This is a genomic window from Rheinheimera sediminis, from assembly GCF_004005375.1.
In the GTDB taxonomy this organism is placed as follows: domain Bacteria; phylum Pseudomonadota; class Gammaproteobacteria; order Enterobacterales; family Alteromonadaceae; genus Pararheinheimera.
Window position 1 is genome coordinate 136,077 of sequence record NZ_RZUF01000008.1, and the last position, 25,743, is coordinate 161,819.

The 25,743-nt window shown below is 43.2% G+C and carries 25 protein-coding genes; 20 read left to right on the plus strand and 5 right to left on the minus strand.

What is annotated here, in order from left to right; translation table 11 throughout:
- Positions 1–59 precede the first annotated feature (59 nt).
- Positions 60–857 carry a flagellin gene (locus tag EMM73_RS07195; RefSeq protein ID WP_127685764.1) on the minus strand — a complete coding sequence of 266 codons (798 nt, stop codon included), beginning with the start codon at positions 855–857 and terminating at the stop codon, positions 60–62.
- A 240-nt stretch (positions 858–1,097) separates the two neighbouring features.
- On the opposite strand from EMM73_RS07195, the gene pseB reads away from it, so the two are divergent.
- The 20 genes from pseB (at position 1,098) to EMM73_RS07295 (ending at position 21,364) form a co-directional block, all read left to right on the plus strand.
- Positions 1,098–2,099, plus strand: a complete 1,002-nt coding sequence (pseB, locus tag EMM73_RS07200) for a UDP-N-acetylglucosamine 4,6-dehydratase (inverting) (protein WP_127685765.1) — start codon at positions 1,098–1,100, stop codon at positions 2,097–2,099.
- A complete protein-coding gene (gene pseC, locus EMM73_RS07205; RefSeq protein WP_127685766.1) occupies positions 2,096–3,265 on the plus strand; it encodes a UDP-4-amino-4,6-dideoxy-N-acetyl-beta-L-altrosamine transaminase in 1,170 nt (389 codons plus the stop codon). Before pseB ends, pseC begins: the two co-directional genes overlap by 4 nt.
- Positions 3,266–3,268: 3 nt before the next feature.
- Entirely contained in the window at positions 3,269–3,964 is a 696-nt protein-coding gene (pseF, locus tag EMM73_RS07210) for a pseudaminic acid cytidylyltransferase (RefSeq protein WP_127685767.1), read from the plus strand.
- Positions 3,961–5,049, plus strand: coding sequence for a UDP-2,4-diacetamido-2,4,6-trideoxy-beta-L-altropyranose hydrolase (gene pseG, locus EMM73_RS07215; RefSeq protein ID WP_127685768.1), 1,089 nt, complete (start codon positions 3,961–3,963; stop codon positions 5,047–5,049). The genes pseF and pseG overlap by 4 nt, the downstream gene beginning before the upstream one ends.
- Positions 5,050–5,075: 26 nt before the next feature.
- Entirely contained in the window at positions 5,076–6,140 is a 1,065-nt protein-coding gene (gene pseI, locus EMM73_RS07220) for a pseudaminic acid synthase (protein ID WP_127685769.1), read from the plus strand.
- 4 nt (positions 6,141–6,144) lie between these two features.
- Positions 6,145–6,729, plus strand: a complete 585-nt coding sequence (gene pseH / locus EMM73_RS07225) for a UDP-4-amino-4,6-dideoxy-N-acetyl-beta-L-altrosamine N-acetyltransferase (RefSeq protein WP_127685770.1) — start codon at positions 6,145–6,147, stop codon at positions 6,727–6,729.
- A gap of 16 nt (positions 6,730–6,745) precedes the next feature.
- The gene (locus tag EMM73_RS07230) at positions 6,746–7,006 is read left to right on the plus strand and encodes an acyl carrier protein (protein ID WP_127685771.1); all 261 of its coding nucleotides are present in this window, start codon (positions 6,746–6,748) and stop codon (positions 7,004–7,006) included.
- A 3-nt stretch (positions 7,007–7,009) separates the two neighbouring features.
- Positions 7,010–8,284 carry an AMP-binding protein gene (locus EMM73_RS07235; protein ID WP_127685772.1) on the plus strand — a complete coding sequence of 425 codons (1,275 nt, stop codon included), beginning with the start codon at positions 7,010–7,012 and terminating at the stop codon, positions 8,282–8,284.
- On the plus strand, positions 8,277–9,002 hold the full coding sequence (locus EMM73_RS07240; RefSeq protein ID WP_127685773.1) for an SDR family NAD(P)-dependent oxidoreductase: 726 nt from the start codon (positions 8,277–8,279) through the stop codon (positions 9,000–9,002). The genes EMM73_RS07235 and EMM73_RS07240 overlap by 8 nt, the downstream gene beginning before the upstream one ends.
- 412 nt (positions 9,003–9,414) lie before the next feature.
- On the plus strand, positions 9,415–9,627 hold the full coding sequence (locus EMM73_RS07245) for a class I SAM-dependent methyltransferase (RefSeq protein WP_127685774.1): 213 nt from the start codon (positions 9,415–9,417) through the stop codon (positions 9,625–9,627).
- Positions 9,628–10,143: 516 nt separating this feature from the next.
- Entirely contained in the window at positions 10,144–11,052 is a 909-nt protein-coding gene (locus EMM73_RS07250) for an NAD-dependent epimerase/dehydratase family protein (RefSeq protein ID WP_186435153.1), read from the plus strand.
- Positions 11,049–12,197, plus strand: coding sequence for a glycosyltransferase family 4 protein (locus EMM73_RS07255; protein ID WP_127685776.1), 1,149 nt, complete (start codon positions 11,049–11,051; stop codon positions 12,195–12,197). The genes EMM73_RS07250 and EMM73_RS07255 overlap by 4 nt, the downstream gene beginning before the upstream one ends.
- 10 nt (positions 12,198–12,207) lie before the next feature.
- Positions 12,208–13,146, plus strand: coding sequence for a hypothetical protein (locus tag EMM73_RS07260; RefSeq protein WP_127685777.1), 939 nt, complete (start codon positions 12,208–12,210; stop codon positions 13,144–13,146).
- A gap of 10 nt (positions 13,147–13,156) precedes the next feature.
- Positions 13,157–14,458, plus strand: coding sequence for a hypothetical protein (locus EMM73_RS07265; RefSeq protein WP_127685778.1), 1,302 nt, complete (start codon positions 13,157–13,159; stop codon positions 14,456–14,458).
- Between the two features lie 51 nt (positions 14,459–14,509).
- Positions 14,510–15,226, plus strand: coding sequence for an SDR family oxidoreductase (locus EMM73_RS07270; RefSeq protein WP_186435154.1), 717 nt, complete (start codon positions 14,510–14,512; stop codon positions 15,224–15,226).
- Entirely contained in the window at positions 15,220–17,601 is a 2,382-nt protein-coding gene (locus EMM73_RS07275; RefSeq protein WP_127685780.1) for an FAD-dependent oxidoreductase, read from the plus strand. The genes EMM73_RS07270 and EMM73_RS07275 overlap by 7 nt, the downstream gene beginning before the upstream one ends.
- 8 nt (positions 17,602–17,609) lie before the next feature.
- Positions 17,610–18,695 (plus strand): Rossmann-fold NAD(P)-binding domain-containing protein, encoded by a 1,086-nt coding sequence (locus tag EMM73_RS07280; RefSeq protein ID WP_127685781.1) that lies wholly within the window; start codon positions 17,610–17,612, stop codon positions 18,693–18,695.
- Positions 18,689–19,735, plus strand: a complete 1,047-nt coding sequence (locus EMM73_RS07285; protein ID WP_127685782.1) for a class I SAM-dependent methyltransferase — start codon at positions 18,689–18,691, stop codon at positions 19,733–19,735. Before EMM73_RS07280 ends, EMM73_RS07285 begins: the two co-directional genes overlap by 7 nt.
- Positions 19,728–20,417: an acylneuraminate cytidylyltransferase family protein gene (locus tag EMM73_RS07290; protein WP_127685783.1), complete on the plus strand. Its 690-nt coding sequence runs from the start codon at positions 19,728–19,730 to the stop codon at positions 20,415–20,417. The genes EMM73_RS07285 and EMM73_RS07290 overlap by 8 nt, the downstream gene beginning before the upstream one ends.
- Complete coding sequence (locus EMM73_RS07295; RefSeq protein ID WP_127685784.1) at positions 20,414–21,364, plus strand: Gfo/Idh/MocA family protein; 951 nt, start codon at positions 20,414–20,416, stop codon at positions 21,362–21,364. The genes EMM73_RS07290 and EMM73_RS07295 overlap by 4 nt, the downstream gene beginning before the upstream one ends.
- 183 nt (positions 21,365–21,547) lie before the next feature.
- Here EMM73_RS07295 and EMM73_RS07300 read toward each other — a convergent pair whose 3' ends face one another.
- Genes EMM73_RS07300 through EMM73_RS07315 form a run of 4 tightly spaced genes read right to left on the minus strand, consistent with a single transcriptional unit; the run spans position 21,548 to position 25,732 of the window.
- The gene (locus EMM73_RS07300; RefSeq protein WP_127685785.1) at positions 21,548–22,504 is read right to left on the minus strand and encodes a GDP-L-fucose synthase family protein; all 957 of its coding nucleotides are present in this window, start codon (positions 22,502–22,504) and stop codon (positions 21,548–21,550) included.
- 2 nt (positions 22,505–22,506) lie between these two features.
- The gene (gmd, locus tag EMM73_RS07305; protein WP_127685786.1) at positions 22,507–23,625 is read right to left on the minus strand and encodes a GDP-mannose 4,6-dehydratase; all 1,119 of its coding nucleotides are present in this window, start codon (positions 23,623–23,625) and stop codon (positions 22,507–22,509) included.
- A gap of 14 nt (positions 23,626–23,639) precedes the next feature.
- Complete coding sequence (locus tag EMM73_RS07310) at positions 23,640–24,713, minus strand: glycosyltransferase family 2 protein (RefSeq protein WP_127685787.1); 1,074 nt, start codon at positions 24,711–24,713, stop codon at positions 23,640–23,642.
- Complete coding sequence (locus EMM73_RS07315) at positions 24,713–25,732, minus strand: glycosyltransferase family 2 protein (protein ID WP_127685788.1); 1,020 nt, start codon at positions 25,730–25,732, stop codon at positions 24,713–24,715. Before EMM73_RS07315 ends, EMM73_RS07310 begins: the two co-directional genes overlap by 1 nt.
- Positions 25,733–25,743: the final 11 nt, after the last annotated feature.

A 25,743-nucleotide genomic window follows, 5' to 3' on the forward strand; every position in this document is an offset into this window, starting at 1 on the left:
GAGGTTGCAAGGTAAAACGCTAATATTTTGACGCTGGTGTCAAAATATTAGCGTTTAAATTAAGCTAACAGCTTTAAGGCTTGTTGTTCTGAAATTCGTCCCTGGCTTATCACAGAAACTGAGGCTTGCTCACGAACCCCGGCAGCCACTTGCTCTGTCACGGCTTTGGCATAATCCAGGTCCTGGATACGGCTGATGGCTTCCTGCTCATTCACATTCTGAGTTTGCAGATTACGTGCTGTGGACTGCAGCGCATTAATAGTGGCGCCTAAATCTGTTCTGTTGTTATCCACTATTTTTGAAGAACTCTGAATAGACTTTAATGAGGCTTCAGCAGTTTCTGCCGAAGATAAGTCAATACTAAAAGCACCTGAATCTGTCAAACGGCTGGATAAATCCTGAGTTTTAATTCCTATACTGCCGTTGCCTGTGCCCACTGGAATAGCACCTTCCTGATCAAACAGCTTAATACCGGCAAACTCAGTGTTTTTAATCTGGTCCTGAATACTGGCGGCATATGCATCAGCTTGCTTCTGCAGCGCCTGACGATCGGATGCGGTTAACAAACCGTTACCAGCCTGCACAGCCAAACGGCCCATTTCATTCAGGTTGTCAGTTACTCCCTGCAAGCCTTGATCAGCCACAGTAGCGAGAGAAATACCATCGTAGACATTTTGTGTGCCCTGAGCGGACGCATTAGCGCTTTGAGTTAAGCGGTTGGCTATCTGAAGTCCTGCAGCATCATCTGCAGCGCTATTGATCCTGCGCGCCGTGGCTAATTTTTTCAGCAGATTCTCAGATTCATTCGAATTAAATTTCAGCTGGTTTTCATTGGCAAATGAGCTACCGATTTTCATACTGCTACCTCAGGCTAATCCAAAATGGAGTGGCTATATGCTGAGTTTACCCCAAAATAGCGGTATTGCCCAAGCTTTGAGCTGTGCTTTTTTTGTACACCAACGCCCATTACGACAGACTCAGAGCTAAGCACCTATTTAAAAAGGATTTTTTAATAGTGGAATAAATTATGCTATCGTTTGTTACAGTGGGTAGAGATCCAATATGACTGTCAGTTTTATGACACATCAGGGGCGCTTATGTTTGACGGTAAAAATATTTTTATTACAGGTGGTACTGGCTCTTTTGGCCATAAGTACACCCAAACCCTGCTTGAGCGTTACAAACCCAATAAAATTATCATTTATTCCAGAGATGAGCTGAAACAGTACGAAATGCAGCAGAAATTCAATGCGCCCTGCATGCGTTATTTGATAGGCGATGTGCGGGATCAAGAGCGCTTAATTCGCGCTATGCGTGGCGTGGATTATGTCATTCATGCCGCAGCTCTGAAGCAAGTGCCAGCCGCTGAATACAATCCAATGGAGTGTATTAAGACCAATATCAATGGTGCCGAGCATGTGATTAATGCCGCAATTGAAAATAATGTTGAAAAAGTCATAGCGCTATCGACAGACAAAGCTGCAAACCCTATCAACCTGTATGGCGCCACTAAACTCGCTTCTGACAAACTCTTTGTCGCGGCTAACAATATATCCGGTGGCAGTAAACCTCGTTTCTCCGTTGTACGTTATGGCAATGTGGTAGGCTCTCGCGGCTCAGTCGTGCCCTTTTTTGAGCAGTTAAAACAAAAAGGCAGTGACCATATGCCAGTGACTCATCTGGAGATGACCCGCTTTTGGATCAGCCTGCAGCAAGGCGTTGATTTTGTCTTAAAAAACTTCGAACGTATGCTGGGTGGTGAAATTTTTGTGCCAAAAATTCCGTCTATCCGTATTGTTGATTTAGCCAAATCTATAGCACCGGATTTACCGATAAAAGAAGTCGGCATCCGCCCAGGTGAAAAACTGCATGAAATGATGTGTCCTGGTGATATGTCTTACAATACTTATGAATACGATGACCATTATGTGATTGCACCCTCTATCCAGTTTTCTAACAGAAGCAATGACTTCACTATTAACGCACTTAAAGAAAAAGGTAAACTGGTTCAACCAGGCTTTGAATATGTGTCAGATAAAAATCCACATTTCTTAACTGCGGCAGAGCTGGCAAGCTTCAACCGGGATGCAATGCTATGATCCCCTATGGCAGGCAGTCGATTGATAATGCTGATATTCAGTCTGTAGTCGACATATTAACATCGGATTTTCTGACCCAAGGCCCTGCTGTGCCTGCTTTTGAACAGGCTCTCGCCAGTTATTGTAATGTGCCTTACGCAGTTGCAGTGAATAGCGCAACCAGTGCTTTGCATATCGCTTGTCTGGCGTTAGAAGTGAAACCAGGCGACAGAGTCTGGACCAGCCCTATCAGCTTTGTCGCCTCAGCGAACTGTGCCTTGTATTGTGGCGCTACTGTTGATTTTGTCGACGTAGAGCCTGATACAGGTCTTATGTCAGTCAAAGCCCTGGCTGCTAAATTACAACAAGCTGCCGCTAACAACACTTTACCTAAAGTACTTATTGCAGTGCATCTGGCCGGTCACAGTTGCGCCATGCAGCAGATAGCTACATTGTGCCAACCTTATGACATCCGAATTATTGAAGACGCCTCCCACTCTATAGGTGGCTCTTACTTGCAGCAAAAAGACGGACAACCACAAAAAATAGGCAGTTGCCAGTTTAGTGATATCACGGTCTTTAGCTTTCATCCGGTAAAAATCATCACCACAGCTGAAGGCGGCATGGCTCTGACCAAAGATCTAACTTTAGTCACCCGTATGCAATTGTTTCGCAGCCACGGTATTACCCGTAACCCAAACGATATGACAGAGATCAGTCATGGCCCCTGGTATTATCAGCAAGTAGAGCTTGGACTGAATTATCGGATGACTGAGCTGCAGGCAGCTTTAGGTTTAAGTCAATTGAGCCGACTGGATACCTTTATCGCTAAGCGTCTGGACGCTGTAGCCCGTTATCAGGTGTTATTGCAAGACTTACCCCTGGATCTGCCGGATGAATGCCCGGCAGGTCAATCGGCCTGGCATTTGTACATCATTCGGTTGCATGACGAAAACCGCCGCTTAGCTGTGTTTGAAGCATTGCGCAGCTCTGGTATTGGCGTCAATGTGCATTATATTCCTATTCATACCCAGCCTTATTACCAACAGCTGGGATTTCAGTGGGGTGATTTCCCTCAAGCCGAAGCTTTTTACAGCAGGATCATTAGCTTACCCCTTTATGCTGATTTAACGCCCGAGCAGCAACAGCAGGTCGCTACAGCCTTGCAGAGTGCTTGTAAGGAGTAACGGATGCGATTAGCCATTATTCCGGCGCGCGGCGGTAGTAAACGTATACCCCGTAAAAATATTAAAGACTTTAATGGCAAACCGATGATTGGCTGGTCTATTGAAGCGGCGTTTTTGTCCGGTGTTTTTGATGAAGTGTGGGTATCAACTGACGATACTGAAATTGCAGCTGTGGCGCAAAGCTTTGGCGCTACAGTGCCATTTATCCGCCCTGCAGAATTATCTGATGATCATACGGGCACCTCAGCTGTAGTTCGCCACGCCATAAGCTGGGCATTACAGCAACAACTAAAACCTGAGTTAGTTGCCTGCATCTATGCAACTGCTCCTTTGCTGCAATCGCAGATGCTGAACGATGCCATGCGGCAATTGCAGCAGGATCCTGCTTTAGACTATGTATTCTCTGGTTGTCGTTTTAGTTTTCCTATTCAGCGCGCTTTGTATCGCACTGAACAAGGTGGGGTCCAGGCGGTAGATCCCTCTTCTATCCCAAAACGCTCTCAGGATTTGCCTGAAACTTTTCATGATGCCGGTCAGTTTTATTGTGGCCGCACTCAAAGCTGGCTGGACGCAAAACCAGTGTTTTCAGAAAGCGCTTATTTGTATGAGCTGCCACAGCATTTAGTGCAGGATATAGACACAGCAGAGGATTGGCGTCGCGCTGAGCTATTACATCAACTGCTTTTAAGACAACCATGACAGTCAACAGAAAAGCGTTGTTCCGTGTTGACGCTTCGGCAGTCATTGGCTCAGGCCATTTGATGCGTTGCCTGACTTTAGCGAAAGCCTTGCAGCAATCGAACTGGCAAGTACAGTTTGCTTGTCGTGCACATCCGGGTCATTTAATTCAGTGGCTGGAGGATCAGTGTTTTGGCGTTATCACACTACAACAGCCGCCAAAAAGCAAAGCAACAGGTTATGCCGCCTGGTTGGGTGTAACAGAACTGCAGGATGCAGCAGAGCTGAGCGAGCAACTGCAAGAGCCTGTTGATCTGCTGGTGATTGATCATTACGGATTGTCCAAAACCTTTGAACAGGCCATGACCGGCTTTTACCTAAAACTTTTGGTGATTGATGATTTGGCCAACAGAGCACATCAGTGCGACTACCTGCTGGATCAAAATCTTTACCCCGATATGCATAGTCGCTACGATCGGCTAGTAAACAAAGAGGCTCAACTGTGGTTAGGCCCCTCTTATGTGTTGCTGCGACCTGAATTTGCTCAAATTAAGCGTGCTGTAAATGCTTATCACCAGCGCTTTTTAGTGTTTTATGGAGGCACTGACGAGCTAAATTTAACCAGTCTGACCATTAAAGCCTTACAGCAGCTTCAGAAAACAGACTTTCATGCCGATATAGTGATAGGCCTTGCTAATCCACATAAGGTTGAGCTGGAAAAGCTCTGCGCTGAAGATAGTCGTTTTGACTTATTTATTCAGACCCCTCATATGGCAAAATTAATGAGTGAAGCCACTCTAATGATTGGTGCCGGAGGGTCGACCCATTGGGAGCGCTGCGCTTTGGCGTTGCCCGGATTGGTAGTGACTTTGGCGGAAAATCAGATCGCCAGCACTTTATCCCTGGTTGAAGCCGGTGTCTGTGGTTATCTCGGGCAAGGGCAGGATTTAACGGCAGCTCAACTAAGCAGTGCTGTGCAACAGCTGTTGGAACAACCAGAGCTATTGATGCAGATGTCCGACAATGCCAGACAACTGGTGCCGCAAGGCGGCGGTTGTGCTGCTATTGTAGAACGACTTAACAGCGAATTTCAGGGCCAGAAGTAAGGCCTCAGTAGTACAGGAAGATAAAGATGAGCAAAGCACCTTTTCAGGATATTCAGTTAGGCCAGCATAAAGTAGGTCCTTCTCATCCCCCTTTGATTATTGCTGAGCTGTCCGGCAATCATGACCAGTCGCTGGATAAAGCGCTGGCGATGATCGATGCAGCAGCTGCAGCTGGTGCTCAGGCTATTAAGTTACAAACTTACACAGCCGACACCATGACGCTGGATATAGACACAGGCGAGTTTTATATCGAAGATAAAAATAGCCTCTGGCAAGGAACCAGCTTGTACAAGTTGTACCAGATTGCCCACACCCCCTGGGACTGGCATGAAGCTCTATTTGAGCGGGCCAAAAGCCATGGCATGTTAGCCTTCAGTACGCCTTTTGATTCAACTTCGGTAGAGTTTTTAGAGTCGCTGGATGTGCCTTGTTATAAGATTGCCTCTTTTGAAAACAGTGACCATGCGCTACTGGCCGCTGTTGCCAAAACTGGCAAACCAATCATTATGTCAACAGGCATGGCTACACAAACCGAATTGTCAGAATCAGTCGCAGTTCTGCGTGCCAATGGCTGCCAACAGTTAATTTTATTAAAATGCACCAGCCATTATCCGGCAGATCCGGTTGATGCTAATCTGGCGACCATCCCCCATCTGGCCACTTTATTTGATTGCCAGGTTGGTTTGTCAGACCATACGGCCGGCATTGGTGTTGCGGTGGCAAGTGTTGTTTTGGGCGCTACAGTGATTGAAAAACACTTTGTTCTGGATCGAGCTGAAGGTGGAGTCGATGCAGAATTCTCACTTGAGCCGGAAGAATTTAGTGCTTTGGTTAAAGAATGCAAACGCGCTGCTGTTGCTCTGGGAAAAGTGACTTATGGTGGTACAGAAAAAGAACAAGCTTCGCGCAAGTTCCGTCGCTCGCTGTACATAGCCGAAGATATGCAGGCTGGTGATATGTTCACTCCGCAAAACCTGCGTTCAATCCGGCCCGGACTTGGACTGGAGCCAAAATATCTGCCGATGCTACTGGGCAAACCTATCAAAAAATCAGCGAAAAAAGGCACTGCAATGAGCTGGGAGTATTTGTAAGTTTATGACTGCCATCAAAACTTATCCGATAAGCCATTTTAGCTCTTTAACCGCCGCAGATTTAGAACGAGTATGGCACTGGCGCAACCAAAGTGAAATTCGGCGCAATATGCACAATGATGCCCCTATCAGTTGGCAAGAACATCTAAGCTGGTTTGAAAAGCTGCACTCTGATGAAAGCAGACAAGTTTTTGTTTTTAAACAGAACGACCGACCTATAGGTGTATTAAACTTTAGCCAGCGCAGCAAGGGGGAGCTCGAATGGGGCTGTTACCTCGGTGAAACCGATGTTTGGCCAGGCTCAGGTTTATTGCTGGAAATTGCTGCTTTGGATTATGCCGCTGCACAATGCGGGCAACTGAGCCTGTATGCAGAAGTGTTATCCTTTAACCAAAGTGTCGTAAGGATGCATGAATTTTTTGGCTATCAGCCGCTGCCAGATCGACCGGGGCAAATGCGTAACGATGAACCTTATGTGGTTAACGTATTCAGATATGAACTTGATGAATGGCGGAAAAATCGCACCCGGGTATTGGCGAGATTGCCCAAACAAATCTGTGCTGCCGCCGATCTTATTCAATTTATTTAATGGGCTGATTGATACCGTGAAACTGGAACAAACTATCCGTACTACTCTGGCTCATGTAGCCACTATTGCCAATTGCAAGCTGATCGCTGATATCACCGATGATACAGTACTGCTTCAAAGTGGTCTTGATTCTCTTGGCTTTGCCATGCTGGTAGCCCAATTGGAAGAAGATCTTGGCATTGACCCGTTCAGCCAAATGCAGATTGCTGTTTATCCGCGCACCTTTGCCGAATTTGTGACTATTTATCGTCAGGCACAGCAGGACGGGAACAAATAAATAATGGACCTGCTGCGACAATTACAGCAAGCAAATTACAGTGGTATAGCACTGATCGATAGTGAACAGGTCGGCTACCAGCAACTCATTTCAGGTGCCTTAGCACTACGTCAGCAGTATCCGCAGTTACAGCAACAAGGCGTAGCTATACGCTACAGCGCTCTGCCACAGTTTCTTACGGCACTGTTGGCATTTGATGGCTGGTGTAGTGCCTTATATCTGTTACCTGAAACTGAGCTGGATATACCGGAGCAGGTTCAACACTGGCCCTGTGAACCCTCAGTGATACAGCACACAACTAGCTGTAGCCAAGACACACTCTGGTATTTGGCAACTTCGGGAACTACAGGAACACCTAAATGGATTGCACATACTTTTGCCAGCTTAAGCCGAGCAGTCAAGGTAGCTGCTGCTCAAAGCTCACTGCACTGGGGACTATGCTATCAACCCACCCGCTTTGCAGGTTTGCAGGTATTGCTGCAAAGCCTGCTGTCTGGAGCCTGTATCAGCGATTGCAGCAGTGGTGATGCCGAACAGCGTATAGAGATGATGCTAAACTCTGGTGTTACAGCATTATCAGCAACACCTTCGTTATGGCGTCAATTGCTGATGACAGGCTGCTTGCATCAACTCCCACTTCTTCAATTGACACTAGGTGGCGAAATTGCCGATCAGGCTTTGCTGAACAAGCTATCTGCTTTGTTTCCTTCCGCCCGTCTATTACATATTTATGCGTCAACAGAAGTAGGTGTGGGCTTTGCTGTCTCTGACCAACAGGCTGGCTTTCCACTCAGCTGGTTAGACACCCACCATAGTGGCCTGGCATTTAAAATCGACGAACAACATCATCTTTGGTTAAAACCTCTTCATACACCAGATAGCAACCTCGCCAGACGTCTTGATAGTGAAGGCTATATGGACACCGGGGATCTGGTTCATATTCAGGGTAATCGCGTACAATTTCTAGGCCGCGACAGTGGCATCATCAACGTTGGTGGCAATAAAGTACACCCTGAACAGGTTGAGCAGGTCATATTGCAAATAGCGGATGTATTACAGGCCAAAGTCTATGCCAAAGCCAGCAGTGTGCTTGGACAGTTGGTGGTGGCAGATATTGTTGTCACAAGCCATACTGACCGTGCAAAGCTACAACCTCAGCTAGTTGGGCACTGTCAGCAGCATCTTGCGCGCTACCAGATCCCTACCCGATTTAACTTTGTTGACCACTTAAGTACGAATGCTACTGGCAAACTAAACAGAAAGGAGCCTCATGGCTAAGTTAGTGATTGTGACCGGCGCCAGCAGAGGCCTGGGGTTAGCCATTTGCCGCCAACTACTTGTTGCGGGTTATGAAGTACTTGCTCTTGCCCGCACCTTGTCGAATGAACTGCAGCAACTGCAGCAGCATAACGATAAAAGACTGCATTTTACTGCTGTCGATCTTTCTGATTTGGAACAGCTGTCCAGCCTTTGCGGTACGCTGGTAAAACAATACGGCCGTCCCTATGCGCTGATTAACAATGCAGCAGTCGGTTATGACGGCGTGCTGGCAACCATGCACAATAGTGAAATTAGCAGTTTGCTAAATATTAATGTGCAGGCCCCAATTCTGCTCAGCAAATACCTGTTAAGGCCAATGCTGCTGAATCAGAGCGGTCGCATTATTAATATTTCATCTATTATCGCCCGAACTGGTTTTAATGGATTAAGCGTGTACGCCGCCAGTAAAGCGGCACTGGAAGGTTTCAGCAAATCGCTGGCACGAGAAGTTGGCAAAGCAGGTATTACTGTCAATTGCGTTGCTCCAGGCTATATGCAAACCGATATGACCAATAGCTTACAAGGCGATAAACTGGAAAGCGTCAAACGCCGCAGCCCGCTGGGCAGGCTGGCGACACCGGATGATGCAGCCGCTGCGGTATTGTATTTGCTTAGCGAGCAGGCTGCCTCTATCACAGGTACTGTGATTACTGTGGATGCGGGTAGTACGGCATAACACAAAGCAGGATAGTTGCTGAGATGTTTTTTGTTATTTTTTCGAAGTTCTTTACATTTGATGTTAAAAAAGAACGCGCTCTTGTCGCTTACGCAGAATGTCAAAACACTCTTAATCTGTAACAAACAGCCCCGATATAAGTGAATTGAAGCATAAATTGTTTGGCTCTTTCTCGGTCAAACTTAATCGGTCGCGGTAGGAATAACCATGGCTGGCCACGCTCTGCACAGATCTGAACGTCCGCGAGTAACGCATTTTGCTTCTATCTTGGGTATGCTGCAAAAAACCGCTGCTCTGGATAACCATGAACTATTTGTGGACTTGGCAGCCTTTTTTACTCAACAGATTAAAGCGTTCCTAGTCCATCATGTGTAGCTGGCTTAGTTACCGTAACGATTTCAGTCAGCTTCATTTGCCTTGGTGGATAAATCTATTCTGGCAAATACAAATTGGTTCCAAATTTGAAAATATGGATGTCGAAGGTTCAAAAATTGAAGCTTTAGAAGGTGCTGCCGATACCATTAAAGAATATAAACCAATCTTAGCTATTGCCTTTAGTATTTTCTGGATAATTTTTAGCGCATTTCAGAATGTATTCACTGATTGCGACCAGACTATAGAGTGAGTTTAGGGTATATGACAACTGATTGGTTTGACACAGTTTTGTATTATTCTTAGAAGGTTTCTCATACTATTACCAGCATGGTAATTTTGATATGGATTTGTAAAAGCGAAATAAAGACATAGTAGAAGCCAATTTTTCAGAGCAAACCAAAGCTGTAAGGGATTGATCAATCTTTAATAAGGGTTTCGAGAGATTTTGCTACCAGGCTAACAATGCTTGGAATGTGGTTAAAAATGCACGTGAGCGAATGTATATCGATGTTGTCTCAACAGACATGCAAATTTGTGGTCGGCTAATTCCCCCCAAATTTAAAATTCAGAACTTCGCAATAGAGCTTACGTATTCACAGCCAGCAACAGAACAAAGATAGAGTAAATATTATGGCTACTTAATTATGTTGCAGATTTGAGTCAATGTTACGCTTGTTGTAGGAATAAAAACTACGAAGAATCAGTAAGACATTTTCACCTGAAATCAGTCTAGGCTAGCAGCAAAATGGCCTTGGAGAATCACAAATTGAGTAAAAAAATCCTAGTCTTGGGTGGTGGCGGTTTTATTGGCACGCACTTAGTTGCAGCATTAAGCAAGGCACAGCATCAGGTTCAAGTCATAGGCAACAATCTTGCCCAAGCAGCACAGGGCGAAGTTGACTACTTTCATGGAGAGTTGAACAGCCAACTCTATCAGCGATGTACAACACCGGATCTGATTTTCAGTCTAGCAGGTGGTGCATCAGTCGCATCTTCGTGGCAAGACCCTTACCATGATTTTGCCAAGACAGTACCCCACTTAAGCGCATTGCTACACAAGATGCAAACAGATTGGCAACACTCAAGGCTGATTTATCTGTCTAGTGCAGCGGTTTACGGTGAGAATGCAACCGATAGCACCTCAATCACATGCCCACTCAAGCCAATGTCTCCATATGGATTGCATAAGCAAGTCGCGGAAGAAATGATCCAGTTCTATTCCAAGCGCTATCAAATCGCTGCACAAATAGTGCGCCCCTTTTCAGTCTATGGCGAAGGGCTACGTAAGCAACTGCTATGGGATGCCTTGAACAAGGCCAAGCGAGGAGACTTTTGCTATTTCGGAAGTGGAGAGCAACAACGAGATTGGGTTTACATCAATGATCTGATCGATTTTCTGTTAAATCTGATGACTCAGCATATCAACGAACAGAATCAACTGCTTAATGCAGGCACCGGACGAGGCGTCACCATTAATAAAATCCTATCCATGTTATTGAAAATAGCAGGCTATCGGCAAGCACCTATGTTTTCTTCGATTGGTAAGCCCGGCGACCCTGACAACCTTGTATCCGATAGCCTAGAACAACACGCCTATCCACAACTTAATCACACAAGCTTGCAACAAGGGCTAGAACGTTATGTTGCATGGTTTAAGAAACAGGAGCAATCATGAAAAAAATCGGAATTTGCGTAATCGCAGATGAAGGCTGGTTTGGCGGAATCAACTATTTCCTAAGCTTACTGTCTGCACTAGACCAATATCCGTGCCCGGATCACGAATACTATGTTCTGACGAATCGCAGCGACATTTTTAATCAGAGTTACCGCCCCCACATCAATATTATCCAATGTGAGCACCTGATTAATAACTCTGATCGTATCAGGAGACTTTCTCGTCATTTTAAGACTAATATTCCTTTGGCATATTATGCGCGACGCTACCAGCTCGATTTGATTACTCATGCCCTTCCAGGTAAGAGGTTTCTCCCACCAACGCTCTACTGGATGCCCGATTTTCAGCACTGTCATTTACCTCATCTGTTTAGTGAGGCCGAGCTTAGAGGCAGAGACCAAAGTATGGACATGGTAGCTGAGCGCTTAGGTCATTTGTTGTTGAGTAGTGAAGCAGCAGAAAACGATTTCAGAGAGTTATATCCTCAATACCAATCTGTAAAAACCCACGTACTGCCTTTTGTGCCCTATATTCAAGACGAAGATCTTATTTATCAACAACAAGTACTGGATCAGTCACAGCTAAATGAAGATTTTTTCTATCTTCCAAATCAATTCTGGGCACATAAAAATCATGCAGTAGTGGTCGAAGCCCTGTTGCTACTGCAGCCTGAGATTAAGGTGGTCTGCACAGGTAGTTTAAGTGACTACCGCAATGTAGCAAATATCGAAAAGCTATTGGAACGAATTAAGGAGCTGGGGCTTGAAGAGCGATTCATTGTGCTCGGTTTGGTTGAGCGCAGCCGGATGATGTCTCTGATGGCCCAAGCTTTGGCTGTAATCAATCCCTCATTATTTGAAGGCTGGAGTACCACAGTGGAAGAGTCTAAATATACAGGTAAAAAGATTATCCTCTCCGATCTTGCGGTACATCGTGAACAGGCTCCTGAAGATGCTGTTTACTTTTCGCCTCAAGACCCTTCAGCACTGGCCGCAGCTATGTTGCATGTTTGGCAAGAAAGAAATGATGAAAGACAGCGAGCTGTTAGCCGATTTACTAAAGCCAGAATTAATTTAGCTGATAATCGCGCATTGTTTGCCGAAAAATATCAAGCGATCGTTTCAGCTATACTTCAACAACTTTAAGGAACAACAGATGTCCGCGACTCCCGAGCAACCAGATATCAATGCAATAGTCCGAAACGCCATGAGCTCTGTGCATAAAAGGCTATCAGATATGATGGTTTTGCAGGGCCGTGCACTGGCCGTTGCCAACCAACAACGTACTGATATAAAAAGCCTGCACGATGCCGAGTTTAAGGTTTTCTCTCAATTTGGAGAAGATGGCATCATTCAATATCTGATCAAAGAAACTAACATCTCTGAAGAAGAATCTACTTTTATAGAATTTGGAGTCGAAAGTTATCTTGAATCAAATACCCGCTTTTTATTAGTAAACAATAACTGGCGAGGGCTGGTTTTTGACGGTTCTGAGCGAAATGTAGAGACTATTAAAAAGCAAGATTTCTATTGGCGAAATGACTTGACCGCAGTGCATGCCTGGATTGACCGCGATAACATCAATCATTTAATTAATAATGCGGGGTTTTCTGGTGATATTGGCTTGTTGAGCGTCGATATTGACGGTAATGATTATTGGGTGTGGCAAGCTATTGATGCAGTCAATCCAGTGATAGTGGCTGTAGAATGGAACAGTGTCTTTGGTCCGGAAGCTACGATTTCTGTTCCTTACGATCCCAAATTTTTTCGCACCGACGCTCATTACAGTAACCTTTATTACGGCGCGTCCATTTCGGCCTTTGAGTATCTTGGAAAGCAAAAGGGTTACTCACTAATAGGCTCCAACAGCGCGGGTAACAACCTATTCTTCGTGCGCAATGATCGTTTAGGCGGCCTAAAACCCCTCAAAGCACAAGAGGCTTTCGTGGAATCCCGTATTCGTGAAGCACGAGATCCTGAAGGTAAACTAAGCTATCTGTCTGGCGACGCTAGGTTTAAAGCAATAAAAGACATGTATGTTATAACGGTTACTAACAATGAAATAATTCTCTTGTCTGAATTACTATCAGAATAAGATGTTTACTATGAGAAAAGACAATATGTTGGATGAGCTTTTACACCGTATTCCAGAACCAATCTACCATAATGACGATGCAAATTTCTTATCCGAGGCAGATTACTATGGAGCTTCACGTTTAATAGCGGAGCAACTGAGGATCAAAAACGTCCCATTTAGTTGGGCCGGTTGGAGGCACGGCTGGATACATATCCCACTTAAATACAAACAACAACTCACAGTTTGGGGTAAAGATGATGAGCATTTTCTGGTGGCGCAAGAGGAGCATGTTAATTTCTTGGCACATCACAAGATAAAAGCAACTGCTGTAGGTATGCCTTTTATATATGCCGAAGCCATTGATGCAAAACTTCGAGTGCCAAACACCTTACTGGTAATGCCACAACATACAACACCACACGTACCAAATGTTGGTAACGAAGAGCAATATATCAAAGACATCGAAAAAATAAGGCATGATTTCGATGAAGTAGTCTTCTGCATTCATCATTCATGTTACGAACACGGTATTTGGCCCGAGCTTCTAAAAAAGTACAATTACCCAATGATAATAGGTGCTAGTGCAAACCAAACTAATGCGATTATTAGATTACAACATATATTTTCCAGTTTCGAATTCGTAACAACTAATACTATAGGTTCCCACCTGCCATATGCTGCCTACTGTGGGGCTAAGGTCTCGATCTACGGTAAATTCTCAGACTTTTCAAATTATAAATTTGACAACGATCCTTATGCCAAAGCAAATCAAGACCTATTTGTATTCATGATTCAACATACTACTGAGCAGTATGTCAGACAGCTTATACCTTTTTTATTTTGTAAACATCCAAAGCACGCACAACAATCCATAAGTTGGGCGCAAGAAGAATTAGGACTTAGAAATAAAAAACCAGTGGAAGAAATAGCACAAATTTTAGGATGGAATGACGACAATTATCAACACCAAATGGCTGCAGCTAAGTTAACACGACTTAAAAACCAACAGAAAGAACTGACTCTTGACAGTGTTTGTACGATGTTAGATCTGGCTAAAGAGTATAGTAATAATTTTGCTATCTACGGCGCTGGTACTATAGGAGTTATGTTGCTAAAAGTCTTAACGACAAGTAACTTAAGACCACTTTATATCTTTGACAAACAGTATCAACAATTATCTGAGCTTGATGGAGTACCCGTTTTAAACCCAGACAACATATCTAATCTAGCACTTGATTTGATACTTGTGGCTTCATTTGCACATAAAGAAGAAATCGAAAAATATATAGTGTCTATCGACTCTAAGATTTTAATTTGGACGGTAAACTAACAGCGATTTGTATTGTGAGAAATGGCACAGTCAGTCAATTGAGGAAAGATATTGAAAAAAATTATTCTTACAGGCGCAAACGGCCAACTCGGTAAAAGCTACATTAAGTTGTTACTTGAAAACGATTATAAGGTTGTTGCTGTCGATATAAATACAGATCAATTAGCAGAGTTTGGTACAGATCTTGAGGTTACTAAGTTAGACATTACTGATCCTATCGCTGTGAACCAATTATTTAACGAACATTCTGATGTATACGGACTCATAAACAACGCCGGTATAGGCGTGTTTACGCCTTTTGAAGACCGCACTGCTGAAGAGTTCATGGACGTTGTAAAGGTGAACTTGCTTGGCACCTTTTTAATGTGTCAGGGTGCGATAAAACGGATGAAACTTCGCTCTGAAGGCAAAATAGTTAACATTGGTTCAATCTATGGTGTGGTGAGCAGTGACCCTAGGATTTATGGAAATAGCCGACGAAATAACTCAGAGGTTTATTCCATAAGTAAGGCGGGAATCATTCAACTCACAAAATACTTGGCCACACATTTTGGTCACGTCAACATACAAACAAATAGTATATCTCCGGGCGGAGTTTATAACCGACAAAGTGACGATTTTGTAAGGAACTACGAATCAAAAACACCTATGAACAGAATGGCGAATCCCGAAGATTTGCATTCTACCTTGCTGTTTTTATTGAGCGCCTCATCAAACTACGTCAATGGTCAAAATATCGTTGTAGATGGAGGCTTCACATCGTGGTAAACGATTACTATATCTTGGGTGCTGGTGTTACAGGATTAAGTCTTGCCTATGAGTTGTTAAAAAAAGGCCAACGAGTCACGATCATTGAGAAATCAGAGACCGTCGGAGGACTAGCCAAAAGCATAACCTGGCAAGGGCGTCAACTCGATCTCGGCCCACACATCTACCACACTCCAGACAAAGACATAGAAGAGTATTGGAAAGCCGAATTCCCCGAATTGTTCTATGAGCGACATCATTGGTCAAAAAATCTTAAGGATAATAAATTCTATGATTATCCTGTAAATCGAGAATTTATCGACAACCTGCCGAGCGAAATAAAGAACAAAATCAAACGTGAACTCGAAAACGTTGATCCGGACAAAGTTGCTCAAGCAAGAAACTACTATGAGTACATTAGAGCTCTCGCGGGAGAAACGCTCCAAGAGATGTTTTTTATTCGGTACCCTGAAAAACTGTGGGGAATGTCAGTAAAAGAACTAGACGCAAACTGGGCACCCAAACGAATAAAAATCAGAGATAAATCAGGGCCATTTTTTGAGGGGCAATGGAGTGCTGTAGGCAATCAAGGAAGCGGCACCATTCTGAATAACTTGAGGGACAAAGTCTTGGGTTTAGGCGGAAAACTCAGTTTAAACGAATGTATTGAGCGGATCGCATTGCGAGATAGCAGAGTTGCAAATATTGCAACATCAAAACGAAACATTACAGTCAGTAATCGCGATATTGTCATCAATACAACTTCCTACTGCACTATGTGTAACTTTTTGGGAGAGTCAACTCAATTACGCTATCGCGGTGTAACACTTGTATACCTGGCGATGGGAACGGCTGATGTGTTACCCAAAGGCGTAGATTTCATCTACATAGATGACCCCAAAATTCTTTTCAATCGAGTATCAGATCAAAACTCATTTGTTAAAGACCCCGAGAGTAATAGCACAATCTTATGTTTCGAAATAACCTACAACCATGGGGATGCCATTGATAAAATGGACTCTGCTGTCCTGATCGAGAGAGTCAAAGCGCAGTTCCTGTCTTTAAATTTGGTCAACGATGAAAAATCAATTCTTGATACCAAAGTTATCAAATTGCCCGAAGTGTATCCCATGTTTTTCTTGGGGTATGAAAATGAACTTGCGAAGACTCGGGCAAAGATAGATTCAATCGAAAATCTATATACACTTGGCAGTTTGGCTGAATACGCCTATGCAGATCTACAAGTTTTGTTCAGCAAGTCAATCGATTTGGCAGAAATACTCACCGATCCCACATTTAAGATAAACAAAATAGACAAAGCTAAGCCTCGCTTAGATTTTAATAAACGAGTCAAATTAGGTGATCAATGGGTCGGTGATGGCTATCCGGTCTATGTAATTTCGGAAATTGGTTTGAACCACAATGGAAATTTAAATCTTGCCAAGAAACTTATTGATAAATCTGTTGACGCAGGAGCAAGCGCTGTCAAATTGCAGAGCTACAAGAGCCATCTTAGAGTGGCAATTGAGGGAAAAACATCTCGCTACGTTGAAAAAGTACTAAATACTCAAGAAACCGATTACGAAATGTTCAAGAAGAATGAGTTGTCGATTACTCAAACTCAAGAGTTATTTGAGTATGCAAGAGAAAAAGGGATGACATTGTTCTCTGCTCCATTTGATTTAGAAAGTGTAGACGAATTAGAGACATTAGGTGTTGACTGCTACAAAATTGCATCTTTCGATCTGGTCAATCTCAGACTGATTGAAAAGGTTGCATTAACCGGTAAACCAATCATATTGTCGACTGGTATGGCAACGCTTGCTGATGTTGAGGATGCACTTACGACAGTGGCATACACAGGCAATCGTCAGGTATTGTTGTTGCACTGCACGTCTTCGTATCCCTGTCCACCAGCATCAATGAATATTCGTGCAATAGACACTTTAAAACAAGCCTTTAACCACCTGCCTGTGGGGTTATCTGACCATGTTGTTGGAGATGTGGTCAGTTTAGCGGCGGTTAGCCGTGGCGCGAACATAATTGAAAAACACTTCACCTTGGATAAGCATATGGAGGGTCCTGACCACGTCTTATCCTTAGAACCATCGGAGATGAAAAACATGATCTCCAATATTCGTTTGATCGAAGAAGCATTGGGTGACGGAATAAAGCAACCTGCAGGTGATGAAATCAGCACAATGATTCGATTCAGAAAAACGATGTATTCAAGCGTCGACATCCACCCAGGTCAACTAATAAATAAAGAACATATTGTATATAAAGGACCTGCATACGGGCTTTATGCAAAATATGAAGATTTGGTGATTGGCTGCAAAGCACAAAAATTTGTTCCGGCAGATACTCCCATCACTTGGGATGTAATCCGGCCATAGGAGGAAACATGACACCTTTTATTGAAGTCGTGAGGTCACTTGTATCTGAATTGACAAAATTACCCGTCAAACGGATTTTCACCATAGCGACAACGTCTAAAGAAGAAGAAAATCCTTATGTAACTCCACTAAGAGTAACGAGAGATTTTGCAGTCGCAGGTTGTGTAATATTCAAGCAGGAATGTTTGTTGGAGCTAATAGAAATCATCGATGGTCAGGTTGATATTGTATTGGTGGATACAGAAAAAAAACTACCTCTATCTATACACAAACAGCCGATTACAAGCGAAGACTCAATTTACCTCCACCGCAAAACCATAGGCCCCATTGAAACTGGTAATTTATCTAAAATTTGCTTTCAAAAAATTAAACATAGCCGCACATTCGAATTTAAACCAAACGATTTGACGGTTAACAGTGCTTGGTCTTTCTTAAGTCAAAGGTTACGAGTGCTAAGCGGTAAAAAGATTGCAATCCTCGGTGCGGGAAACATAGGCAACAAATTGGCTTTGAAGCTCGTTGAGTGCGGGGCAGATGTTCATACCTATCGCCAACAATTTCATATAGGCCATCAAATCGCTAATGGATTAAATCTAATCAAACACGAGAATACCGTTTCTCAAATTACGTTCCATAGCAGTTTATTGTCCACTACATTTAATGCTGATGTGGTGATTGGATGTACAAATGGCGTACCGATAATTACACCTGAGGTAATACAAACCATCTCATGTAATGCGTTAGTCTTGGATTTAGGGAAGAACAATATAACTCCCGAGGCGATCAGATCAGCAATTGAGAACAAATTAGAGTTGTATCGAGTGGATGTAACAGCCGCTTTAGAGGGTTTTATCTATGAAATGCTTAAAATGGATAGCATTCTATCTACAGGATATGGGAGGAAATCGTTGTCCTATTGCAATATTGTCTCAGGCGGTTACTTCGGCGACGATGGAGATATTATAGTCGACAATATTAATTCCCCCAAAATTATTGTGGGTGTATCTAATGGTGCCGGAGCAATAAAGAAAGTACTGTCCTGTGATGATAATGAAAAAATCAAGCGCTTTAGTGAGGAGTTACAAGTATGTTAAAGCAATTTGGTAAGCCTTCTTCCGCATTGCTTATCCAGAAGCACTCATTCTTTGAAGAAAATGCTTTACATGTTGAAAAACAAAGGGAAATAGCAAAGTTGTACACAGCGCAGTCACTCCGAAAGCACTGCAAGAACTGCGCACAGGAACTACATGTAGAAGCTGACTTCATCAAAGATTCGATACCCTACAAAATATGCCAAACCTGTACTCACCTGAACGGCGCACATGAAGACACTCAAGAATTTTGTGAGAAAATCTACCAAGAAGATGATACGAGCTACGCGCAAAATTATTCCTCCGGCACTATTGAGGACTACGAATATAGGACTGCAAGTATTTATTTTCCTAAAGCGGAGTTTTTGTTTACCTGCTTAAAAAGAGAAAATGTAAATCCACATAAATTATCCTATTTTGACTATGGTGCTGGTTCAGGGTACTTCGTTGCCGCACTCGTAAAACTCGGTCTGGCCAATGTGACAGGTTCAGACGTTTCTGTCGCACAAGTAAATCTGGCAAACCGAATGTTCACGTCTGCAAGATTAACCAGCCACTCCATTGATGATGGTCACAAAGGACTGGAAGAGACCAAGGCAGAAGTTGTCTCAATGATTGGTGTGTTGGAACATCTGCAAACGCCAAGAGAGGCACTTGCAAAAATAAATGCTAATCCAAACATCAAGTACGTCTTTTTGTCGGTCCCTACGTTTAGCTTGTCCGTCTACATTGAAATGCTAGATGACAATATTTTTCACCGACAATTACACGGTGGTCACACACACCTATACACCGAAAAGTCCATTGATTATATGTGCTCAGAATTCGAACTTGAGATTGTTGGTAGATGGTGGTTTGGAACTGACATGGTGGACTTGTACAGACAAATATATGTTAAGTTAGAACAAAAGCATGTCTCTGAAGCCATAAAAAATGATTTTAAGGACAGGCTGTCAAAATTCTTAGATCAATCTCAATTGGAATTAGATAAGGTTGGTGAGTCTTCTGAAGTTCACATATTATTGAGAAAAAAAAATGCCTAGAGTACTGGCTGTAATACCTGCAAGGTCTGGCAGTAAATCACTACCGGATAAAAATATTCGTTTACTCAAAGGCAAACCACTATTAGCGTATTCCATTGAATACGCTACTCGCTGTCCTTTAATAACCAAAACTATCGTATCAACAGACAGCGAACTGTATGCTAAAACTGCCCGGCATTGGGGTGCCAGCGTGCCATTTTTGCGCCCCAAAAATATCGCAGAAGATGACAGTCAAGACTATGGTTTTATGAGGCATGCTTTAGACTTTTTTATTGAACATAAAGATTATTATGATTTTCTGGCACTTATTCGCCCAACATCTCCGCTTAGACCAGCAAACTTAATAGAAAAAAGCATCGAAATTCTGACGAATAATCCCGCAGCCACTTCAGTACGAACGGTAGCTCCAGTTAAAGAGCACCCTTATCGAGTTTGGTCAGTCGCGGAAGATGGAAGTATGAAAGGGTTTGTTGAGTCAGAGAAAGAAGCCTTTAACCTGCCCCGACAAAAGTTACCCAATTTGTACTTTCAAACTGGGGATCTTGAGATGGTGCGGGCGTCGACTCTTCTATCCGGTTCGGTAAGCGGAGGAAAGGTATTCCCTTTGGTTATAAGCCACGATGAGATGGTGGATATCGACAGCATCTCAGATTTTAATCAAGCTGAGAGAAAACTCACATGAAGTTTTTAATTTGCGGTATGGGGTCAATAGGCGTTCGTCATTTTCAGAACCTTAAAAAGCTAGGATATGACGATATAATTTTATATACCACAGGTCAAAGTGTGTATCCCGATGTGCAGAATATCATTGCAGAAACACCTAAATTTTCTGATATCAACGAGGCTCTTTCGCACTCCCCAGATGTATGTATCATTGCTAATCCAACATCTCTACATGTCGAAACCGCCTTATTAGCTGCCAAGCACGGATGTCACTTGTACATTGAAAAGCCTCTATCCCACAGTTTAGAAGGCTTGGAAGAACTAAATGCTATTGTGGATGAAAAGAATCTCATCACCCTGGTGACCTATCAGTTTCGTCATCATCCGCACATTCGCTTACTGAGGGACTTACTGGTAGATAAAGATAAATTTGGACGGCCTTTGTGGGTATCAGCGCAATGGTCCGAATACTTGCCTGATTGGCATCCATGGGAAGACTATAAAAAAGGATACAGCGCGCGAAAAGATCTAGGAGGCGGCGTTTTGCTCACGCAAATTCATCCTCTGAACTATCTCAGCTTTATTTTTGGTGGGTTTAAGAAACTGACGGTATTAACTCAGTCAACAGGCAGTTTAGGAATAGACGTGGAAGACATTGCAGATATCCAAATAGAATTTGAAAATGCAATGACGGGCGTTATACACATTGATTATCTTCAGAAGCCAAGGGTTCATAAAATGACTATCATAACGACCTCAGGACGGTTTGAATGGGACTGTCACCAGAACACATTGGTTTTTCTGAATAGAGAAGGTCAGCAGGTATCGTTTCCAAATGAAAAGTTCGAACGAAACGACATGTTTGTTGAAATGCTAGAAAATTACATCTTGTGCATAAAAAGTGGTAAACAAACAGTTTGCAGCATACGTGAAGCAACTCGTGAATTATCCTTGCTAGGGTTTTAAGGGAAGTCCACAACAACCATACCGCAAGGTGTGGTTGTTGTGGCGCTTCACGTAAAGGGTCCTTGGCCTATGTAATGCCAAAAATACTTTTATTGATATTAATGATCAATTTGATTTTGAATTCGCAGAGACCTTACAAAAATTAAAATATCCATCAATCTCTGACTGATAGATCGAGTCACATCAAACATGGTGGTTGCACTTATACCAATCCCATGTCTGACTTAATCCGGCTTTCAGTTCGATACTCGAAACAAAGCCTTTATTCTTTAATCGGGTCACATCCAGTCTTTTGACAGGAGTCCCCTCGGGCTGTGAGGCGTCATAATACAATTGACCTGCATAACCACTTAGTTCCTGCAATAACTCCGCCAGCTCCCTAATAGAACAATCTCTACCAGTTCCTATATTGATATGAGAGTTCATCGGGTCTAGCCCCTGCCAATACTGAGCTTGTTCAGTCTCCATCAGATGAAGGCAAGCTTGGGCTAAATCATCCACGTGCATAAATTCTCTTCTGACATTACCTGTTCCCCAGATACTGATTGAGGGAGCTTGCTCTTTGATAGCTTTCGAAAACTTACCAATCAAAGCCGGTATCACATGACTGTGCAGAGGATGAAAGTTGTCGTCCGGGCCATACAAATTGGTAGGCATCACTGAGCGGTAATCTCTGCCGTATTGTCTGTTGTAGCTTTCGCACAACTTAATACCGGCAATTTTTGCAATGGCATAAGGCTCATTTGTAGGCTCCAGAGGTCCTGTTAACAAAGCAGATTCAGGAATAGGCTGAGGAGATAATTTAGGATAAATACAGCTAGAGCCTAAAAATAATAATTTCTGGACATCAGCAAGGTGTGCAGCTTGAATAAGATTGCATTCAATCATTAAGTTCTGATAAATAAAATCGGCCGGATACTGGTTATTTGCCCAAATACCGCCGACTTTAGCTGCGGCCAGATAAACTTCGTCAATTTGTTGACGTCGGAAAAACTGTTGCACTGCAGATTGGTCCGTTAAATCCAGCTCGTCTCTGGTTGCTGTGACCAAATCAACTGTAGGCAAAGCCTGTAACAGTCGACACAAAGCGCGGCCAACCATGCCCATATGTCCAGCAACAAAAATACGACGTCTGCCCATGCTCACCCCTCGCTACTCATAGCGCAGTCAAAGCCATTTTGTTTTAAAAAAGCCTGACGCTTCGCTTCTTTCAGGTCATGATGAGCCATTTCTTTACATAAGGTTCTGGTATCTATTTGCGGTTTCCAACCTAATTTAGCATGGGCTTTACTGGCATCACCCAACAAGGTTTCCACTTCAGCAGGACGAAAGTATTTAGGGTCAATACGAACCAAAACATCACCAGGCTTCACCGCAGGCGCGTCCTCTCCTGAAACTGAGTCGACAATAGCTACTTCATCAACACCTTCACCTTCAAAGCGCAGCCCTATGCCAAGCTCTTCAGCAGTCCACTGAATAAATTGACGCACCGAATACTGCAAGCCGGTCGCTATAACGAAGTCTTCAGGTTTTTCCTGCTGCAACATCAACCATTGCATGTACACATAATCTTTAGCGTGACCCCAATCACGCAACGCATCTATATTCCCCATATACAGGCATCTATCCAGTCCCTGCGCAATGTTAGCGAGCCCTCTGGTGATTTTACGGGTCACAAAAGTCTCACCACGGCGTGGGGATTCATGGTTAAACAGAATACCGTTACAGGTATACATACCATAGGCTTCCCGGTAGTTTATGGTGATCCAGTAGGCATATAATTTAGCAACAGCATAAGGTGAGCGAGGATAAAAAGGCGTGGTTTCCCGCTGAGGAGTTTCCTGCACCAAACCATACAATTCGGAGGTAGAGGCCTGATAAAAACGGGTTTTCTTCTCAAGACCAAGCAAACGTATAGCCTCTAACAGCCTCAAAGTACCCATAGCATCTACATCTGCAGTGTATTCCGGAGATTCGAAACTTACAGCGACATGACTTTGAGCACCTAAATTATATACTTCGTCAGGTTGAACCTGCTGAATAATCCGGGTCAGATTCGAGGAGTCTGAAAGGTCGCCGTAGTGTAATATAAAATTACGGTGTTCAACATGAGGGGACTGATAAATATGATCTACCCTTTGCGTATTAAACAACGACGAACGTCTTTTGATGCCATGAACTTCATAACCCTTTTCTAACAGCAGCTCTGCCAAATAAGAACCATCTTGTCCTGTAATCCCGGTAATAAGCGCTTTTTTCATAGTTGTTGACGCTCTCACTGTGAAATAGAAGATTGACGCACACAGAAATCACGCCAGCTTAATACATGGACGCCCGGGCAAGCTAACATAATACGCTGGGCAACATCGTTCTCATGGCCTCCTTCAATACAATTGAGTACTGCATCCGGAGCAGCCTGCTCAAGGTCTTGCAAACTCATCACAGGAACATCAGCGTACTCAGGCAGATTATCAGCAGATGACACCACAAAACCTATCACCTGAATATTTTGTTGGCTGAAAAAATGATAAAAAACCTGAGACAGCTCTCTGGCACCAAAAATAGTAAGACGTTTTCCCTTCAAAGCAGAAAGGTCTATATGTCCTTGTAACATATTCAGCATTAATTGTTTTAACAACGATAGGTTCAGTATTTGCGAAGCTAGCATTTCCGGCAACTGAGAATGAGCTGTATTCAATCCGAGTAAATTATCTACCATCGTATCCTGTGCTAATACATGATTTATACTCGTATCATTAGAACTCATCCCTTGCAGACTGAAGCGCGCTACAGTTCGCTGGGCAAAGAGACCTTTGGTTTTCAGAATGACTTTCTTCATAAAATAAGTATCTGCAGCAATCGTCAGACATTCGTTAAAAGAGCCATACTTATCGAAGAGTTCACGGCGGCAAAAAAACGCCTGATGACGAGGTTTGAAATTTATTGGATCATCTTTTTGGGTCGTAGTGAAGTAAGATTCGCCTGTCTCTTCGTTGACACAAAAAATAGTTCCGCAATAATAATCTGTCTCTGGCGTGAATTCAGCGAGTACATCATTAATGACATTGCTGTCGTATAGAGAGTCATCGGAATTCAAAAAATAAATCAGATCACCGCTAGCTAACGCAACTCCGCGATTGAAGGCGTGGTAAATACCCCTGTCTTTATCTGAGACTATTTTGCTGACATGTGGATACTGATTAACTAACGACAAGGTAGCATCGCTTGACCTGCCATCGACAATAATATGCTCAACATCAGATAAACTGCTTTGATTCGCTACACTATCCAGACAAGCCTTAATCGTTGTTTCGCTGTTATATGTCGCAGTAATTATTGAGACTTTCATTAAGCTATCACCATAAAATCACGCCACTCGTTTAGGCCAAGCTCTGTCAGTTGCCTTACCATTTCTAATCTTACTGGCTGCGCTGCTATCAATATTTTTTGCTGCAGGCAATCAGACAATCCTTTTACAGGAATTTCGACACCGTCAATTACTACAGCAGCTTTGCTGTTTTGTTCAATAAAGTTCAAGACCTGAACACCATGCTTATTTAGAATTCGATACATTAATCGTGCCAAACCGCCGCTGCCATAAATTGATATCCCGGGAGCATCGCCTACTAGCTGCATTATTCTTCGCTCCTTCAATTCAAATACATACGTGAACCAAGACAACAGCCGCTCAGTGTTGACATCCGCAGTCACAGATTGTTTATTTACACGGACTTTAACCAAATATTCCGGGACGCAACCTATACGAAAACCAAGTTCATTCAACCGGTAAAATAAAGAATAATCCTCACACAAACGCTGTTCAGGATAACCAACAGCTTTAATAGCATCAGTGCGCGCACAGTAACTGGTATGCTCAACACACAACCAACGGGGCAAATGCTGTCGGATCAGACTTACAGTATTAATTTGGTTTGCCGCGGAGTAATCACGCTGCCGAGTATTTAAACGTTCAACCGTTTCCGGATCATCAGATTCAGCAAAAGCATCGATATAGCATTTAACAACAGCAACATCGGGGTTTTCCTGCAGATAATTCAGCTGAATGGCAAAACGATCAAAATGGCTCAGGTCATCCGAATCAACTTTTATCACATATGGAGCCGTTACGTGCAGGATTGCTTCTTGCAGAGAAAAACCAACACCTTTATTTTCCGAACGACAAAACAGTCGAATACGAGAATCCTGATAGCTGTTAATAATACTGACGGTATCATCCGTAGAACCGTCATCCACTATAACGAACTCAAAATCTGTAAAACTTTGAGACAAAACTGAGTCTATTGTGGCACGCAGATATGCAGCACTGTTGTATGTGCTCATTAACGCAGCAAGAACAGGTATTGCCAAAACATCCTCCT

Coding starts and splice junctions, on each gene's coding strand:
- EMM73_RS07195 (WP_127685764.1), bottom strand. CDS start 857: ATGAAAATCGGTAGCTCATTTGCCAATGAAAACCAGCTGAAATTTAAT.
- pseB (WP_127685765.1), top strand. CDS start 1,098: ATGTTTGACGGTAAAAATATTTTTATTACAGGTGGTACTGGCTCTTTT.
- pseC (WP_127685766.1), top strand. CDS start 2,096: ATGATCCCCTATGGCAGGCAGTCGATTGATAATGCTGATATTCAGTCT.
- pseF (WP_127685767.1), top strand. CDS start 3,269: ATGCGATTAGCCATTATTCCGGCGCGCGGCGGTAGTAAACGTATACCC.
- pseG (WP_127685768.1), top strand. CDS start 3,961: ATGACAGTCAACAGAAAAGCGTTGTTCCGTGTTGACGCTTCGGCAGTC.
- pseI (WP_127685769.1), top strand. CDS start 5,076: ATGAGCAAAGCACCTTTTCAGGATATTCAGTTAGGCCAGCATAAAGTA.
- pseH (WP_127685770.1), top strand. CDS start 6,145: ATGACTGCCATCAAAACTTATCCGATAAGCCATTTTAGCTCTTTAACC.
- EMM73_RS07235 (WP_127685772.1), top strand. CDS start 7,010: ATGGACCTGCTGCGACAATTACAGCAAGCAAATTACAGTGGTATAGCA.
- EMM73_RS07240 (WP_127685773.1), top strand. CDS start 8,277: ATGGCTAAGTTAGTGATTGTGACCGGCGCCAGCAGAGGCCTGGGGTTA.
- EMM73_RS07255 (WP_127685776.1), top strand. CDS start 11,049: ATGAAAAAAATCGGAATTTGCGTAATCGCAGATGAAGGCTGGTTTGGC.
- EMM73_RS07260 (WP_127685777.1), top strand. CDS start 12,208: ATGTCCGCGACTCCCGAGCAACCAGATATCAATGCAATAGTCCGAAAC.
- EMM73_RS07265 (WP_127685778.1), top strand. CDS start 13,157: ATGAGAAAAGACAATATGTTGGATGAGCTTTTACACCGTATTCCAGAA.
- EMM73_RS07280 (WP_127685781.1), top strand. CDS start 17,610: ATGACACCTTTTATTGAAGTCGTGAGGTCACTTGTATCTGAATTGACA.
- EMM73_RS07285 (WP_127685782.1), top strand. CDS start 18,689: ATGTTAAAGCAATTTGGTAAGCCTTCTTCCGCATTGCTTATCCAGAAG.
- EMM73_RS07290 (WP_127685783.1), top strand. CDS start 19,728: ATGCCTAGAGTACTGGCTGTAATACCTGCAAGGTCTGGCAGTAAATCA.
- EMM73_RS07295 (WP_127685784.1), top strand. CDS start 20,414: ATGAAGTTTTTAATTTGCGGTATGGGGTCAATAGGCGTTCGTCATTTT.
- EMM73_RS07300 (WP_127685785.1), bottom strand. CDS start 22,504: ATGGGCAGACGTCGTATTTTTGTTGCTGGACATATGGGCATGGTTGGC.
- gmd (WP_127685786.1), bottom strand. CDS start 23,625: ATGAAAAAAGCGCTTATTACCGGGATTACAGGACAAGATGGTTCTTAT.
- EMM73_RS07310 (WP_127685787.1), bottom strand. CDS start 24,713: ATGAAAGTCTCAATAATTACTGCGACATATAACAGCGAAACAACGATT.